Here is a 15781-nt window from a genome sequence, read left to right as displayed (position 1 = left end):
GGGGGTTTTGCTTTTATGCCGCGCGGTTTAACTGCGCGGCGTCGTTGGCGGAAACGTCTGCCAGTACAACTCGAAATTCAGCAAAAAGGCCCACGCCATATCGGCGTGGGCCTTTTTATTGCGTATTTCGCAAGAGCCCGTCTCACTGTCCCGCTCGCGCAAAACACCGTCCCGCGAGCGTGTATCTCGGCGGCTGAAAACCCGCGCAAGCCCGCGAAATATCGTCGGAACGCTTCTATTGCGAGTATTTCACCGCATTACAGGTCGATTTCCAGTGACCCTAACCGATCTACAAACTGGTAGGATGACGCGCTATTGGCAGCATGCTTATTGAACTGATTCAAATGTATGCTGCTCAAATGCTGCATTGCCGCAGCGGTGTGACAAGGGTTCGGAGGAGGGCCCTGTCAGCGCGCAGAGCGTTCTGGGCGACACCCGGCCGGCAAACGTTACCGTTGAAGTCATCGCCAGCAAGCTTTGGGATCCAATATCGGGCCTTGGTCTATTGTTGCGATCGGCGAGACGATGCTCACTCAGATTCGGGCACGAACTCGCGCGAATGACGGTAACACCGATAACAGAAGATTGTGCAAGACAGTCAGAATACGGGGAGCGGGGCGGGCATCTAAGTCACCCTGCCAGCCGGACGCGTGCGCGTCCGGCGTTGTGTATTTCGAGGCCAGCTAACTGGCGAAAGCAGGGGCGAATGGCGATGACGATCCGCTGAACCCGATCACCGACAAGTGCCGATGGCAGGCACGCCAATTGCGTCCGCGTGTAACGCGGTCGCGCCGGTCTGGCCAACCAGGCCCAAAGAAGAACTCATCCGTTTCATCCTCGAGGATATCGCTATGCAAGCAATGCGCGCCCGGCGTGCTTTGATTCCAGGCATTCTGGCTGTTGCCGTAACAGTACTGTCTGCGTGCGGCAAGGACAACAAGCCGCCTGCGGCCCAGACGCCTGAAGTGAAAGTTGTCACGCTGAAGGACGAGAACGTTACGCTCGACAGTTCCTTGCCTGGGCGCACCATGCCCTACCGGATCGCCGAGGTTCGCCCTCAGGTCAATGGCATCCTGCAGAAGCGTCTGTTTGTCGAAGGCAGCGATGTGAAGCAGGGCCAGCAGTTGTACCAGATCGATCCGTCGACCTATGAAGCTACTGCGAAGAGCGCCGAGGCAAATCTCGAATCGGCGCGCCTGCTTGCTGAACGCTACGGCAGGCTGGTCGGAGAGGAAGCCGTCAGCAAGCAGCAATACGCCGAGGCGCAGGCTTCCTACCTGCAAGCCAAAGCCGCTGTGGACCAGGCCCATATCAACCTGCGCTACACCAAGGTCCTTTCGCCGATTTCCGGCCGTATCAGCCGATCGCTTGTCACTGAAGGCGCGCTGGTAACGAACGGCCAGGCTAACGCGCTGGCAACGATTCAGCAGCTCGATCCGATCTATGTGGATGTGACGCAGCCGTCGTCGGCAATCCTCCGCCTGCGTCGCGAACTGGCCAACGGCCAGTTGCAGGGTGCCGGCGCGAACGCGGCCAAGGTTACGCTGCAGCTCGAAGATGGCAGTATCTATTCGGAGCCCGGTCGTCTTGAGTTCTCGGAAGTGGCCGTCGACCAGGGCACGGGTTCCGTGACGCTGCGCGCCGTCTTCCCGAACCCGCGCAATGAACTGCTGCCGGGCATGTTCGTTCATGCGCGTCTGGCGGAAGGCGTCAAGACTGCCGCTATCCTGGCACCGCAGCGCGGCGTCACGCGTGACCTGAAGGGGCAAGCGACTTCGCTGGTGGTGAATGCGAGCAACGAAGTGGAGCAGCGCATTCTCTCGACCGACCGCACGGTTGGCGACAAGTGGCTCGTTACAGCAGGCCTGAAGGCTGGTGATCGCGTGATCGTCGAGGGTCTGCAGTTTGTGCGCCCGGGTGCGAAGGTCAAGGCCACCGAAGCCGATGCGGCCACAGCCGGTGCCGTGGAGGCTTCGGCCGCGAGCGCGGCGTCGGCCCCCGCGGCAAAGTCCTGAACGGGACGGACGCATGAGGATTTGCCATGTCTAATTTCTTTATCGAGCGGCCGATCTTTGCCTGGGTGATTGCGCTGGTCATCATGTTGGCCGGCGTGCTCTCCATCAGGTCGCTGCCGATCAACCAATACCCGGCGATCGCGCCGCCGACCATCGCCATCTCCGTAACCTACCCGGGCGCTTCGGCGCAGACGGTGCAGGATACGGTGGTGCAGGTGATCGAGCAGCAGCTGAATGGCCTGGACCGCCTCCGCTACATCTCGTCGGAATCGAACTCCGACGGCAGCATGACCATCACGGTCACGTTTGAGCAAGGCACCAACCCGGATATCGCGCAGGTGCAGGTGCAGAACAAGCTTGCCCTGGCCACGCCACTGTTGCCGCAGGAAGTGCAGCAGCAGGGGATTCGCGTGACCAAGTCGGTGCGTAACTTCCTGCTGATCGTGGGTCTGATTTCGACCGACCCCAACATGACGCGGGAGGATCTGTCGAACTACATCGTTTCGAACATCCAGGATCCGCTGTCGCGTACCGCAGGGGTGGGCGACTTCCAGGTGTTCGGTTCGCAGTATGCGATGCGGATCTGGCTGGACCCGGCCAGGCTCAACAGCTACCAACTCGCGCCGCTGGATGTGAGCAACGCGATCAAGGCGCAGAACGTCCAGGTGGCCTCGGGTCAGCTTGGTGGCCTGCCGGCGGTTCGCGGGCAGCAGCTCAACGCGACGGTGATCGGCAAGACGCGTCTCCAGACCGCCGAGCAGTTCGGCGACATCCTGCTCAAGGTTAATCCCGATGGCTCGCAGGTGCGTCTGAAGGATGTGGCCGATGTTGCTCTGGGCGGCCAGGACTACACGATCAACGCGCAGTACAACGGCCGCCCGGCATCGGGTATCGCCATTCGTCTGGCATCCGGCGCCAACGCGCTGGAGACGGTCAAGAACATCCACAACACGCTGGCTCAGCTGGAACCGACGTTCCCGCCGGGCATCAAGGTGGTGTTCCCGTACGACACGACGCCGGTGATCTCCGACTCGATCCACGAGGTGATCAAGACGCTGCTCGAGGCAATCGTGCTCGTCTTCCTGGTGATGTATCTGTTCTTGCAGAACTTCCGCGCCACGCTGATCCCGACGATCGCGGTGCCGGTGGTGCTGCTCGGTACGTTCGGCGTGCTGGCCGCGTTTGGCTACTCGATCAACACACTGACGATGTTCGGCATGGTGCTGGCCATCGGTCTGCTGGTGGACGATGCCATCGTGGTGGTCGAGAACGTCGAGCGGGTGATGGCCGAAGAAGGGCTGGGTCCGAAGGAGGCCGCACGAAAATCGATGGGGCAGATCCAGGGCGCACTGGTTGGTATCGCGCTGGTGCTGTCCGCGGTGTTCCTGCCGATGGCGTTCTTCGGCGGCTCGACCGGTGTGATCTATCGCCAGTTCTCGATCACGATCGTTTCCGCGATGGTGTTGTCTGTGCTCGTGGCGCTTATTCTCACGCCGGCGCTGTGCGCGACGATGCTCCAGCCGATCGAGAAGGGCGACCACGGCGAGCACAAGCAGGGCTTCTTCGGCTGGTTCAACCGCAGTTTCATCCGGTCGACGCAAAGCTATGAGCGTGGGGTCTCCGGCATTCTGAAGCGCCGGGCTCCGTTCCTGCTCATCTATCTGGCAATCGTGGTGGTGATGGGTTTCCTGTTCACGCGCATCCCGACCTCGTTCCTGCCGGAAGAAGATCAGGGCGTGCTGTACGCGCAGGTGCAGACGCCGGCCGGCTCGTCGGCCGAGCGCACGCAGGCCGTGCTTGACCAGATGCGCAACTACCTGCTGAATGACGAAGGCAAGATCGTGGAGTCGCTCTTCACCGTGAACGGCTTCAACTTTGCCGGCCGTGGCCAGAGTTCGGGTCTCGCGTTTATTCTGCTGAGGCCGTTCAAGGATCGCGAAGGCGATGCCACGAGCGTGTTCGACCTGACCAAGCGGGCACAGGCCAAGTTCAGCACGTTCCGCGACTCGCTGGCATTTGCCTTCGCGCCGCCGGCGGTGCAGGAACTCGGTAACGCCACGGGCTTCGACTTCTATATGCAGGATCAGGCCGGCTTGGGGCACGAGGCGCTGATGAACGCGCGCAACAAGTTCCTGGCGCTTGCAGCCAAGAGCCCCGCGTTGCAGCGAGTACGTCCGAACGGTCTCAATGACGAGCCGCAGTATGTCCTCGAAATCGACGATGAACGCGCGCGTGCGTTGGGGCTGTCTTTGGCGGACATCAACAGCACGGTGTCGATTGCCTGGGGTTCCAGCTACGTGAACGACTTCATTGACCGGGGCCGCGTCAAGCGCGTGTACCTGCAGGGTCGGCCGAACTCGCGAATGTCGCCAGAGGACCTCAACAAGTGGTTCGTGCGCAACGACAAGGGTGACATGGTGCCGTTCTCGTCGTTTGCCACGGGCAAGTGGGGCTTTGGATCGCCGAAGCTGCAGCGCTACAACGGTGTGCCGGCGGTGGAAATCCTCGGTGAGCCGGCAGCAGGCAAGAGCTCGGGTGAAGCCATGGCGGCGGTAGAGGAAATCATGAAGCAGATGCCAGCCGGCATTTCCTATTCATGGACTGGCCTGTCGTACGAAGAACGGTTGTCGGGCTCCCAGGCGCCGGCGCTGTACGCGTTGTCGTTGCTCGTGGTGTTCCTCTGTCTGGCGGCGCTGTATGAAAGCTGGTCGATTCCGTTCTCGGTGATGCTGGTGGTACCGCTCGGGGTGATCGGCGCGCTGCTGGCCACACTCGCGCGAGGGCTGTCGAACGACGTGTTCTTCCAGGTGGGGCTGTTGACCACGGTGGGCCTTTCAGCGAAGAACGCGATTCTGATCGTGGAATTCGCCAAGGAACTTCACGATCACGGCAAGGGCCTCGTGGAGGCGGCGGTGGAGGCGTGCCGAATGCGTTTGCGCCCCATCATCATGACCTCGATGGCGTTCATGCTGGGCGTGTTCCCGCTGGCGGTGTCGCAAGGCGCCGGCGCGGGTAGCCAGCACGCCATCGGTACCGGCGTGATTGGCGGCATGATCACCGCCACGGTGCTTGCCATCTTCTGGGTGCCGCTGTTCTTTGTCGTGGTCAGCGCGCTCAAGGAGCGGCGCCGCAAGTCCGATTCGTCCTCCCTCGAGAAGGGAGCCCAAGCATGAGAAAGACGCTACTTTGCCTGGCCGCCGTGGCGGCGCTGAGCGGCTGCAGCCTGATTCCCAACTACGAGCGGCCTGCCGCGCCGGTCGATGCGACGTTCCCGCAGGGTGAGGCTTATCCGAAGACGGCTGCGGTCGATGCGTCGGTGACGGCCGTCGATCTTGGCTGGCGCGACTACTTCACCGATCCGCGCTTGCGCGAACTGATCCAGGTTTCGCTCGACAACAACCGCGATCTGCGTGTGGCCGTGTTGAACGTGGAAGCCTATCGCGCGCAGTACCGTATCCAGCGTGCCGACCTGTTTCCGCAGGTCGACGCCGCGGCGCAGGGCACGCGGCAGCGCGTGCCGGCGGATCTGTCGACCACCGGTCAACGTGTGATCAGCAGCCAGTACGGCGTGTCTCTGGGAACCACGGCTTGGGAACTCGACCTGTTTGGCCGGTTGCGCAGCCTTAGCGAGGCCGCGTTCGAGCAGTATCTCGCGGGTGATGAGGCGCGCCGAAGCACGCAGATCGCACTGGTGGCCAGCGTCGCCAATGCCTACCTGACGCTGCGCGCGGACGAGGAGCAACTCAAGGTCACGCGTGACACGCTGACTACGTACGAACGAACGTACAACCTTACGCGCCGCCGCTTCGAGGAAGGCATCGCCTCGCGGCTGGAGCTGCGCCAGTCGGAAACGCAGGTTGAAACCGCGCGGGCTTCGCTGGCGGCATACACGCGTGCGCTGGCGCAGGACACCAATGCGCTGACGCTGTTGCTGGGTTCGGGCATGCCGGCAGATCTGCCGCAAGGGTTGGGGCTGGAAGAGAAGCTCGTGGCCGAGGTGCCGGTGGGACTGCCGTCCGATCTGCTGCAGAATCGTCCGGACATCCTTTCGGCCGAGCATCGGCTCAAGGCGGCCAACGCGGACATCGGCGCGGCGCGTGCGGCGTTTTTCCCGCGCATCACGCTGACGGCGTCGACCGGCACGGCCAGCAGGCAGTTGTCGGACCTGTTCGCGGCCGGTCAGGGCACGTGGCTGTTTTCGCCGCAGATCGTGCTGCCGATCTTTACGGCAGGCAGCCTGAAGGCAAGCCTCGACTACGCAAAGATCCAGAAGGACATCAACGTCGCGACATACGAGCGGACGATCCAGGGCGCCTTCCGCGAGGTGGCCGATGGACTGGCCGCACGCGGCACGTTCTCGGATCAGGTTCAGGCGCAGGTGCGGCTCGTCCGGGCAAGCCAGGACTACTTCACGCTGGCTGAACATCGGTACAGTACTGGCGTGGATAGCTACCTGACACTACTCGATGCGCAGCGTCAGCTTTATAACGCGCAACAGACGCTGATCACCGATCGCCTCAACCAGCTCACCAGCGAGGTGAACCTGTACAAGGCACTTGGCGGTGGCTGGACCGATGTCACGCACAAGCCGGAGAATGGCGCGCCTGCTGATGGGGCCGGAAGTTCGACGACCGGCAGCACGGGCGGCGGCGCACGGTCGGCTTCGTAGGCCGTAGTCGACTGGAGCACCGGCATCGAAAGGAGGCAGTCTCTGACTGCCTCCTTTTTTATTGCCTGCCGCGAGCCAGCGGGGCTCGCGCCATCAACGCAGCAGCGTCGATTTCCCGAACAGGCTCTCCAGCAATTCGACGACCAGCTCGGCGGTCTGGTTGTGGACGTCGCGTGCGGGGTTCAGTTCGACCACATCGATGGAGCCCAGGGCGCCGGTGTCCTCGATCATTTCCAGTGCGAGATGCGCTTCGCGATAGGTAGGGCCGCCGCGAACCGCCGTGCCAACGCCCGGCGCAATCTGGCTGTCGAGGAAATCCACGTCGAAGCTGACATGCAGATGGGTATCGGCATCGATGCCCGCCAACGCCTGCTCCATCGTGGCCCTCATGCCGTTCTCGTCGATGTAACGCATGTCGTAGACGGTCAGACCCAGCTCGCGCAGCCGCTTCTTCTCCTCGGCATCGACACTGCGGATGCCGATCTGTCGAATGTTCTGGGGTGAGGTGGCGGGCGTCACGCCGCCTAGCGACACAAGCGGGGCGGGACCATCCCCGCACAGGCACGCCACCGGCATGCCATGGGTGTTCCCGGTCGGGCTGGTGATGCCGGTGTTGGCATCGGCGTGCGCGTCGAGCCAGAGCACCAGGAGCTTCTTTCCCTGCTCGCGGCAATAGCGAGCCGCGGCATTGACCGAGCCAATCGCCAGGCAGTGGTCGCCACCCATCAGCAGCGGCAACTGGCCCGCGGCCAAGGCCTGGTAAGTGGCGTCCATGACCAGACGGTTCCAGGCGACAACCTCCGGCAGGTGCCGAACGCCGTCCGTGGGTGGCAGGTTCGGGTTGCCGGGGCCCACAAGGTTGCCCAGATCGGTGACATCGAGGCCGTTGCGCACCAGGGCGCCCGCGATGTCCGCCACGCGCAAGGCTTCGGGGCCCATCGAGGCGCCACGGATGCTGGCGCCCACGTCGGTCGGCGCGCCAATCAGGGTGACAGGCTTCATGGGGTCTCCAGGTTCAGTGGGGACGATAGATGCCTGCCATCATGGCACGAACGGGTGTCGAACGTCAGCGGGATGTTGGCGAGATATCGGCGAGGTTTCAGTCCGGCTTGATCGACGCCCGGGCGATGATCGGTTTCCAGCGCTTCTGCTCCTGGGCGATGAAGCTGGCGAACTCGGCGGGCGTATCGCCGACGAGGATTGCCGCATCGGCGGCCATGCGGCTTGACGCCGCCGGGCTGCGCACGCTCTTCGCGCTGGCCGCGGCGAGCTTGTCGACGGCGGCCTTCGACATCGACGACGGCGCGAGGATGCCATACCACTGGGTCATCTCGAATCCCGGGTAGCCCTGCTCGGCGACGGTCGGCACATCCGGCAATTGCGGAATGCGCTGCGCGGAGCCTGTGGCGATGCAACGCAGCTTGCCGGACTTGATGAAGGGCAGGATCGCCGGCGCGCCGACGGCCGCCGCCTCCAGCCGGCCGGACAGCAGGTCCGTGATCTGCGGGCCGCTGCCACGGTACGGCACGTGCAGCACGAAGATGCCGGCCGCTTCCTTCAGGTACTCGAATGCGAGGTGGCCGGCACTGCCGTTGCCGGCAGAGCCGTAGTTGAGCTTGCCGGGCTTGCTCTTTGCCAGCGCCACGAACTCCTTGAGGTTCTTCGCGGGCACATCCGGATGTACTACGTACAGGCTCGGCACCTTGGCCAGCAGCGACACTGGCGTGAAGTCCTTGTTCACGTCGTACGGCAGCTTCTGAAAGATGAAGGGGTTCACCGCCAGCGTACCGATATGACCGAGGATGATGGTGTGCTGATCGTCCGCACGGGCCACTTCGCCCATCGCCACGTTGCCCGCGCCACCCGGTTTGTTTTCGACGAAGACCGACACGCCCAGTTGCGAGGTCAGTTCGGCGGCTACGGAGCGCGCGATGATCTCGGAACTGCCGCCGGGCGCGAACGGCACGACGAAGCGGATCGTTTTTGACGGCCACGTCTGCGCGCGCGACAGGCTCGGGAGCATTGCGGCGGCAGCCAGCGCACCCGTGGCGCCAAGGGCCCGTCGACGCGAGGAATCAAACTGGGACATATCGTTTCTCTCGGAGTTTTATCGTTCTATGGAAGGCCAGGACGGCCAGGGACAGTCCGCCGGAGGCTCCGGCAGGCCTGCTTACTTGATGAGGTCGAACTCGCGCGCGAGCCGCCTGTATTCGCGAACCTTGTTCTGGACGTAGGTGTCCAGCTCCGGCCCGGCCATCGGGGTGGGCACGATGCCGTGCGTTTCCAGTGCCTGCACGTATGCACGGGTGCCGGCCGCCCGCTGCAGCGCGTTGCCCCAGCGGCGCCGGTCCTGCTCGGCGACCTTCGGTCCCATGTAGAAGCCGCGCACGATGGGCCATTGCACGTCGAGTCCCTGTTCCTTCGCGGTGGGAATCGACGCGAAGCGGCCGGGCAGGCGTTGATCGGCCAGCACGGCCAGCACGCGAATCTTGTGCGCCTCGATCAGGTCGACGGCCTCGCCGATATCGCCGGGAACGGCCTGCACATGTCCCGTCATCAGCGCGGTCATCGCCTCGCCGCCGCCTTCGAACGCCACATAGCGCATGGCGTTACGGTCCAGCCCTGCTTGCCGGGCAAGCAGGGTTGCCTTCATCCAGTCCTGGCTGCCCGCGGAGCCGCCGATGCCGAACAGCACTTTGCGCGGGTCGGCCTTCATTGCGGTCACAAGGTCCTTCAGGGTCAGGTACGGCGAACGGGCGTCGACGGCGATCATGCCGTGGTCGACGCCAATCGCGACCAGCCACTTGACGTTGTCGGGCCCATACTTGCTGAACCTGCCGCTGGCCAGGTTCAGCAACGCGCCGCTCGAGAATGCCACGATAGTGTTGGCATCATCGGGAGTCTGCTCCACCACGGCGTCGAACATGACCGCGCCGATCCCGCCGGGCCGATAGTCGATCTGCAAGCGTGCGGGTAGTGCCCTGGCCTCGTCCAGCCCAAGCTTCGCGATCCTGCACGTCAGGTCGTAGCCGCCGCCTGGCCTGGCCGGCGCGATGCACCGCGGTTGCGGCGTTTCCGCCTGCGCTGCGTGGGCGGTCTGCACGCCGCCTATCAGCAACAGGGCGAACAGGCATAGCGTTCGCACTGGACTGTCTCCCATTTTTTGAATTAGCCATCCCCGCAGTCCGCGCGGATGGCTATCATTTCTGTCTTGCCATGCTAAGTCGGTCGGCTGTCGCCAAGCTGTCGAACGCCTGCCAGATTGCTTAACGTAAACCCTGCCAAAAGTGCGCCTGCTACTCGTTGAAGATCACCCGGATCTGGCTGCGCTGGTCATCAAGTCCCTCGGGGACAGCGGCTTCGTCATTGACCACGCCGTGGACGGCGAGGCCGCGCTGCTGATGATCGCCACCGCTTCGTACGATCTGATCCTTCTGGACCTCTCGCTCGGGAAGGTCGACGGGCTGGACGTTCTGCGCTCGATCCGGACCCAGGGTGTCACGACGCCCGTGCTGATCCTGACGGCTCGCAGCGAGATCGCCGATCGCATCCTGGGCCTCGACCTCGGGGCCGACGACTATATCGCCAAGCCCTTCGACCTGGGTGAACTCGAAGCACGCATCAAGGCGCAGCTTCGCCGCCGCCAGGGTGGCCAGCCGGTGACTACCTACGGCGGCCTGTCTTTCGATTCGGTGGAGAGATCGTTCTACTGCGAGGGCACGGCGTTGACGCTGAGCCGGCGCGAACTGGCGGTGCTGGAAGCGCTGTTCCTGAGGGCCGGCCGCGTCGCCACGCGGGACGTGTTGTTCCAGTGCGTGTTCTCGATCGACGACGAGGTCAATCCCGAAACCATCGAACTGTATGTGTCGCGGGTCAGGAAGAAGCTGAAGCTGAGCGGTCTGGTCATCACCGCCGTGCGAGGCGTCGGCTATCTGCTGGAACAGCGTCAGGATGGCTAGGCAGCTCTCGGCGACGAGCTTGCGCCGGACCCTGCTCTGGCGCCTGGCGCTGGCGTTGCTGACCGTCGGCATCGTCTCGGCTTTTGCCTCGTATCGCACCGCGCTGAAGGAAGCCAATCAGGCGCACGACCGAACGCTGCTGGCCTCCACGCGCTCGATTGCCGAGCGTATCCACGTAACTAACGGCCGGGTGACCGTCAACGTCCCCTATGGCGCGCTCGATACGTTCCAGATCGATGCGCGCGGGCGGATTTTCTATCGCGTGCTGGATCCGGCGGGCCATTTCGTCTCCGGCGAGAAGGACTTCCCGGCAATGCCAGCCAATGTGCCGCGCAGCGAGGACTATCCGGCGCTGGTCCATTTCTATGACGATGCCTATGGCGGGACGCCCTTGCGCGTGGCGGCGCTGTGGCAGCCGGTGACCGAAGGCGGGCAGCGGGGCGTTGCGCTGGTGCAGGTGGGGGAAACGCTGGAGATGCGGGATGACATGGCCAGACGGTTGCTGTTCACCATGCTCTGGCAACAGGCGGCGATGATCGGTGTCTCGATGACGTTGCTGGCATTGACGGTGGCGGCCACGCTGCGGCCGCTGAAGCGTTTGCAGGATCGCATTCAGGCCCGCCGGGCATCGGACCTCGCGCCGGTCGAGGGCGATGACCTGCCCAGGGAAATTCAGCCGCTGCTGCAAACGCTGAATCAGTACCTCGAACGTCTGCGGGTCATCGTCGAAAACCAGAAGCGCTTTCTCGACGATGCCGCGCATCAGCTTCGGACATCGCTGACGCTGGTCAGGGGCCATGTGGACCAGCGCATACGCGCTTCGGATCACGGCGGCGATCTCGCCGAGGTCAAGGCCGCCATCGACCGGACAGTGCGGTTGACCAACCAGTTGCTGACGTTGGCGCGTACCGGGGATGGCGATGTCCTTGCGCCGGACGGTGACGCGATGCAGCGCATCGAACTGGGCAACCTCTGCCGTGACATCTGCGCGGAGTGGTATCTCCATGCGCGGGAGCGGAGGCAGGATCTCAGTCTGGGCGAATGTCCGGCTGCTGCATGGGTCGTTGGCAACGAGGCCATGCTGCGTGAAATGCTGGCCAACCTCCTGCACAATGCCGTGAGCTACACGCCGGCTGGCGGGAGCATCTCCGTGACGGTGGAACGGTCCGACAGCACGCTCTGCATCCTGGTGGACGATAGCGGGCCCGGCATCCCTTCGGCGGAGCGCGAACGCGTGTTCGAACGCTTCGTTCGCATCGCCGGCACGCCCGGGGCCGGGAGCGGACTTGGTCTGTCGATCGTTCGGCAAATCTGCGAAGCGCATCAGGGCAGCGTGCGACTGGAGTCCGGCGAGAAGGGCGGGCTACGCGTCAGGGTGACGTTGCCGACTGCCCCCGCCGCACCGCCCGCTGTGGTCTGACAGGCGCTGCAATCCAATCCGATTGGCCATTTGTAACTCCCCCCTGCAAGTCATCAGACGACGGCCTATAATCCCTGATTCATTGATGCAACAACGATTGATCGGGCAACAGAATGACTTCGGAATTTCGCCCTGAGCAGGATGTATCACCTGGCAGGGCAGTAGCAGGATCACCGGCCAACCAGCCGGTGAGGAAAGGGCAGGTCCTGCCCTTTCGCGAGTCTTTGCTTGCGATGACCGGCATCGCATTTGTCGTAATGCTGGTTGCACTTGACCAGACCGTGGTCAGTACCGCGCTACCAACCGTGGTGGCGGAGTTGCAGGGCTTCGAGTATTACGCATGGGTGGCTACGGCCTACCTGCTGACGTCGGTCATTACCGTGCCCATTTTCGGGCGACTTGGCGACTATTACGGGCGCAAGCCGTTCGTGCTGGCCTCGATCGTCGTGTTTGTGGCGGCATCGGCGCTTTGCGGCATGGCCACGAACATGCCGTTCCTGGTAGCGGCCCGCGCATTGCAGGGGATCGGTGGCGGCATGTTGGTCGGCACGGCGTTCGCCTGCGTTCCCGATCTGTTCCCTGACCCGCATGTGCGCCTGCGTTGGCAGGTCATGATGAGCACGGCGTTCGGTCTGGCCAATGCGATCGGCCCGTCGTTGGGCGGTGTGCTGACCGAGTGGTTCGGATGGCGAGCGGTGTTCTACATCAACCTGCCGGTTGGCCTGCTGGGTTTGCTGATTGCCTGGCGATTCCTGCCGCATCTGCGTCATCAGTCGCATACCGAGCCGATCCGTATCGACTGGGCTGGCGCCGCACTGATCGCGGCAGGACTGGGTAGTTTGCAACTATCGGTGGAGTGGTTGCCTGAGCGGGGGCTTGGCGTTGTGACGATCGGCCTGATGGTCCTCTCCATCGCCGCGTTCGTCTCGCTGTGGCATTGGTCGCGTAAATCAGCGAATCCGATTCTGCCGTTCGACATGTTCCGCAATCCGAGCCTTGCGTCGCTGTTCGTGCTTTCCGTGCTGGCGGGCTTCACGATGTTCGGCTTGCTGCTGTACGCACCGCTGCTGTTCCAGGGTGGGTTTGGCTATTCGCCGAAGGAGGCCGGGCTGTTGGTGACGCCGCTAGTCGTATGCATCACGATCGGATCTATTGTGAACGGCCGCATCATCACCCGGATCCCGCGCCCCAATGCCATGCTTTACGCGGGATTCACGATGCTGGCGCTGGCACTGCTGGGTCTCTCGCAGGCGACGCGCGGTATGCATCACAATCTGCTGCTTTCGATCATGTTGCTGGCGGGGCTCGGACTGGGCTTTATCCTGCCCAACCTGACGGTATTCGCGCAGCAGACCGCCGGTCGTGCCAATCTCGGCATCGCCACGGCGATGCTTCAGTCGCTGCGGATGGTCGGCGGGATGGTCGGGACGGCACTGGTTGGCACGCTGGTCACGCGCAGCTACACGTCTGGCGTGACGTCGGCGCTGGCTGCCGCCAATGCGACGGATTGGACTGCCAGGATGACCGACCCGCAGATCCTGATCGACAAGGCCGCGCAGGCAGAATTGCTGACCAATTTGCAGCAGGCAGGGCACAATGGAGCCCTGCTGCTGGAACAGGCGCGGGTGTCCCTCGTCGGCGCCATCCATCTTGGCCTGTTGCTGGCGGCAATCGCTGCATTGTTCGGTGTCTGGCGCGCGCGCCGGGTTCCGCCGATCAAATTGATGCGGGTAAATGAACCCGTGATGGCTGCGGACTGATGACAGCCGTGCGGATGTGAAGCACATTCGCCTACAGGAGGAGTGGAGTGGAACTGGAGCGACAAAGCCTGGCTGTCCTGCAGCAATTTGGCCGGACCTACCGGGCTTATGCTGCGGCATTTGAACAGCGAATCGGACACCCGTTGCCGCGTTGGCGCATTCTGTTCGCGTTGTATGGACACGAAGGCCCGATCGCTCAGAAGCCGCTGGCCGATCGCGTCGGCATGGACCCGGGCGCGCTGACACGCCAGCTCAAGACGTTGCAGGAACTGGGCTGGGTCGACCGCATGACCAGCGAGCGCGACAACCGCATGACCAACGTCACGCTGAGCGCGCTTGGCCGCGAGATCGTCGACCAGGCAATGCCGCGCCGCTCGGCATTCCTGCAGGACGTGCTGGCCAACGTCACGGAAACGACGATGCACAACCTCTCGAAGGGGCTGGTTCAGCTCGAGGCGGGCATCGCCGACGCAGTCGCGCGCACGCAGGCGGAACGCGACGCCGCCTGATCAGGCAGCGTCGCCTGGCTCCCCTCTATCCGCCAAACAACGCCGCAATGGCCGTTGGGTTAGAAGGGAAGTACAAGTGCACGTAGGACGCGGTAAGCGTCCCGGACCGATAGACAGCTTCCCCGCTTCCATCATCGCGCGGTGACCGCGCGTGCAGGAGCGGAGCCAGCGGAGTGTTGGTGGTCGAGTAGTGGAACGTGTGTCCGCGTACCGTCTGGCCAGCCATGCCTTCCCTCGTAGGTAGCTCGACGGCCTGATGGCCGATTGCCGCCAGTCGTTTCTGCATCGTCACCGTGCCGGGCAGCAGCCCGGCCATGCGATGGGTTTGCCCTTCCTTGTCCACCAGGTTGTCGAACAGCGCCATCATTCCGCCGCACTCCGCCAGCATTGGCAGGCCGCGTGCGTGCGCCGCGCGGATCGCGTTGTGCATCGGCACATTCGCGGCAAGCGCGGCGGCGTGCAGTTCGGGATAGCCACCAGGCAGCCATAGCGCGTCACAGTGCGGCAAAGCCGCGTCACGCAAGGGCGAGAACCATGTGATATGCGCCCCGAGCGCGTTCAACGTTTCCACATTGGCCGGATAAATGAACCGGAAGGCATCGTCGCGCGCGATGGCGATGCGCCGGCCCTCCAGCAGGCGCGGCAATTGCTGCGTGGGGGTGTCCGGAAACACGATCGGCCTTGGCAGGTGCGATATCGGCAGTTCGGCCAGGGCATCCGCCATGCGATCCAGTCGCGCGGTAAGGTCGGGAAGCTCGTCGGCGCTGAACAGGCCAAGATGCCGCTCCGGCAACGCCGCCGCATCATCGCGGGCCAACGCGCCGGCCCAGTGGATGCCATGCGGCAGGCTGTCTCGCAACATGTCGGCATGGCGTGCGCTGCCGACGCCATTCGCCAGCACGTGCATCGCGTGAAATGGCTCGCCGTAGGTCGCCAGGCCGTGAGTCACGGCACCGAACGTTTGCGCCATCGCGCCTGCCTGAATGACGGCGAGGACCGGCAGTCCAAAGAGTCGCGCTACATCCGCACTGCTCGGCGTGCCATCGTGCAGGCCCATGACACCTTCGACAAGAATCAGATCGGCGGTCTGCGCGGCCAGGGCAAGACGTTGGCGAGCATCGGCTTCCCCTGTCATCCAGAGATCGATCGATTGCACCGGAGCACCGCTGGCGGCGGCAAGCAGCGTCGGGTCGAGGAAATCAGGTCCGATCTTGAATACGCGCACGGTACGGCCCTGTCGCGCATGAAGGCGGGCCAAGGCGGCGGTGACCGTGGTCTTGCCCTGCCCCGATGCGGGGGCGGTAACGAGCAACGCGGGGACCGGGCGCGTGCCTGTCCGTGTTGTCGCGTCCAACGGAGAGGATTGAATGGAAAGCGGGGGCATGTCGGAATTGGCAATGCACGGCGGCAGCGCTATGCGATGCGATGGATTATATCGGGCAGACATCA

General features: G+C 63.6%; 12 protein-coding genes. 8 read left to right on the top strand and 4 right to left on the bottom strand.

What is annotated here, in order from left to right:
- From D769_RS32515 to D769_RS10195, 4 genes are all read left to right on the top strand, one after another.
- A partial coding sequence (locus D769_RS32515) for a hypothetical protein (protein WP_206536994.1) occupies window positions 1-303 on the top strand: 303 nt, incomplete at its 5' end.
- 548 nt (window positions 304-851) lie between these two features.
- Complete coding sequence (locus D769_RS10205) at window positions 852-2015, top strand: efflux RND transporter periplasmic adaptor subunit (protein WP_008644670.1); 1164 nt, start codon at window positions 852-854, stop codon at window positions 2013-2015.
- Window positions 2016-2041: 26 nt separating this feature from the next.
- Window positions 2042-5188, top strand: coding sequence for an efflux RND transporter permease subunit (locus D769_RS10200; protein WP_008644668.1), 3147 nt, complete (start codon window positions 2042-2044; stop codon window positions 5186-5188).
- Window positions 5185-6684 carry an AdeC/AdeK/OprM family multidrug efflux complex outer membrane factor gene (locus D769_RS10195; RefSeq protein ID WP_008644666.1) on the top strand — a complete coding sequence of 500 codons (1500 nt, stop codon included), beginning with the start codon at window positions 5185-5187 and terminating at the stop codon, window positions 6682-6684. The genes D769_RS10200 and D769_RS10195 overlap by 4 nt, the downstream gene beginning before the upstream one ends.
- A 93-nt stretch (window positions 6685-6777) precedes the next feature.
- Here the strand turns inward: D769_RS10195 and rocF are convergent, their stop codons facing one another.
- The 3 genes from rocF to D769_RS10180 all read right to left on the bottom strand — a co-directional run bounded on the left by rocF (window position 6778) and on the right by D769_RS10180 (window position 9829).
- Window positions 6778-7686 (bottom strand): arginase, encoded by a 909-nt coding sequence (gene rocF, locus D769_RS10190; RefSeq protein ID WP_008644663.1) that lies wholly within the window; start codon window positions 7684-7686, stop codon window positions 6778-6780.
- Between the two features lie 97 nt (window positions 7687-7783).
- Window positions 7784-8773: a tripartite tricarboxylate transporter substrate binding protein gene (locus tag D769_RS10185; protein ID WP_008644662.1), complete on the bottom strand. Its 990-nt coding sequence runs from the start codon at window positions 8771-8773 to the stop codon at window positions 7784-7786.
- Window positions 8774-8854: 81 nt separating this feature from the next.
- Entirely contained in the window at window positions 8855-9829 is a 975-nt protein-coding gene (locus D769_RS10180; protein WP_008644661.1) for a tripartite tricarboxylate transporter substrate-binding protein, read from the bottom strand.
- 142 nt (window positions 9830-9971) lie between these two features.
- On the opposite strand from D769_RS10180, the gene D769_RS10175 reads away from it, so the two are divergent.
- The 4 genes from D769_RS10175 (at window position 9972) to D769_RS10160 (ending at window position 14332) form a co-directional block, all read left to right on the top strand.
- Entirely contained in the window at window positions 9972-10643 is a 672-nt protein-coding gene (locus tag D769_RS10175) for a response regulator (RefSeq protein ID WP_008644660.1), read from the top strand.
- Window positions 10636-12063 (top strand): sensor histidine kinase, encoded by a 1428-nt coding sequence (locus D769_RS10170; protein ID WP_008644659.1) that lies wholly within the window; start codon window positions 10636-10638, stop codon window positions 12061-12063. Before D769_RS10175 ends, D769_RS10170 begins: the two co-directional genes overlap by 8 nt.
- Window positions 12064-12296: 233 nt before the next feature.
- Window positions 12297-13823: an MFS transporter gene (locus tag D769_RS10165; protein WP_008644658.1), complete on the top strand. Its 1527-nt coding sequence runs from the start codon at window positions 12297-12299 to the stop codon at window positions 13821-13823.
- 47 nt (window positions 13824-13870) lie between these two features.
- Window positions 13871-14332 (top strand): MarR family transcriptional regulator, encoded by a 462-nt coding sequence (locus tag D769_RS10160; RefSeq protein WP_008644657.1) that lies wholly within the window; start codon window positions 13871-13873, stop codon window positions 14330-14332.
- A 25-nt stretch (window positions 14333-14357) separates the two neighbouring features.
- Here the strand turns inward: D769_RS10160 and D769_RS10155 are convergent, their stop codons facing one another.
- On the bottom strand, window positions 14358-15779 hold the full coding sequence (locus tag D769_RS10155; RefSeq protein WP_152414960.1) for a cobyrinate a,c-diamide synthase: 1422 nt from the start codon (window positions 15777-15779) through the stop codon (window positions 14358-14360).
- Window positions 15780-15781 lie beyond the last annotated feature (2 nt).

The organism is Cupriavidus sp. HMR-1, from assembly GCF_000319775.1.
Taxonomy (GTDB): domain Bacteria; phylum Pseudomonadota; class Gammaproteobacteria; order Burkholderiales; family Burkholderiaceae; genus Cupriavidus; species Cupriavidus metallidurans.
This window is presented reverse-complemented; position numbering and strand designations above follow the sequence as displayed.

Excerpts from the sequence above, each read along its gene's own strand:
- D769_RS10205 (WP_008644670.1), top strand. The coding sequence starts at position 852 with ATGCAAGCAATGCGCGCCCGGCGTGCTTTGATTCCAGGCATTCTGGCT.
- D769_RS10200 (WP_008644668.1), top strand. The coding sequence starts at position 2,042 with ATGTCTAATTTCTTTATCGAGCGGCCGATCTTTGCCTGGGTGATTGCG.
- D769_RS10195 (WP_008644666.1), top strand. The coding sequence starts at position 5,185 with ATGAGAAAGACGCTACTTTGCCTGGCCGCCGTGGCGGCGCTGAGCGGC.
- rocF (WP_008644663.1), bottom strand. The coding sequence starts at position 7,686 with ATGAAGCCTGTCACCCTGATTGGCGCGCCGACCGACGTGGGCGCCAGC.
- D769_RS10185 (WP_008644662.1), bottom strand. The coding sequence starts at position 8,773 with ATGTCCCAGTTTGATTCCTCGCGTCGACGGGCCCTTGGCGCCACGGGT.
- D769_RS10170 (WP_008644659.1), top strand. The coding sequence starts at position 10,636 with ATGGCTAGGCAGCTCTCGGCGACGAGCTTGCGCCGGACCCTGCTCTGG.
- D769_RS10165 (WP_008644658.1), top strand. The coding sequence starts at position 12,297 with ATGACCGGCATCGCATTTGTCGTAATGCTGGTTGCACTTGACCAGACC.
- D769_RS10155 (WP_152414960.1), bottom strand. The coding sequence starts at position 15,779 with ATGTCTGCCCGATATAATCCATCGCATCGCATAGCGCTGCCGCCGTGC.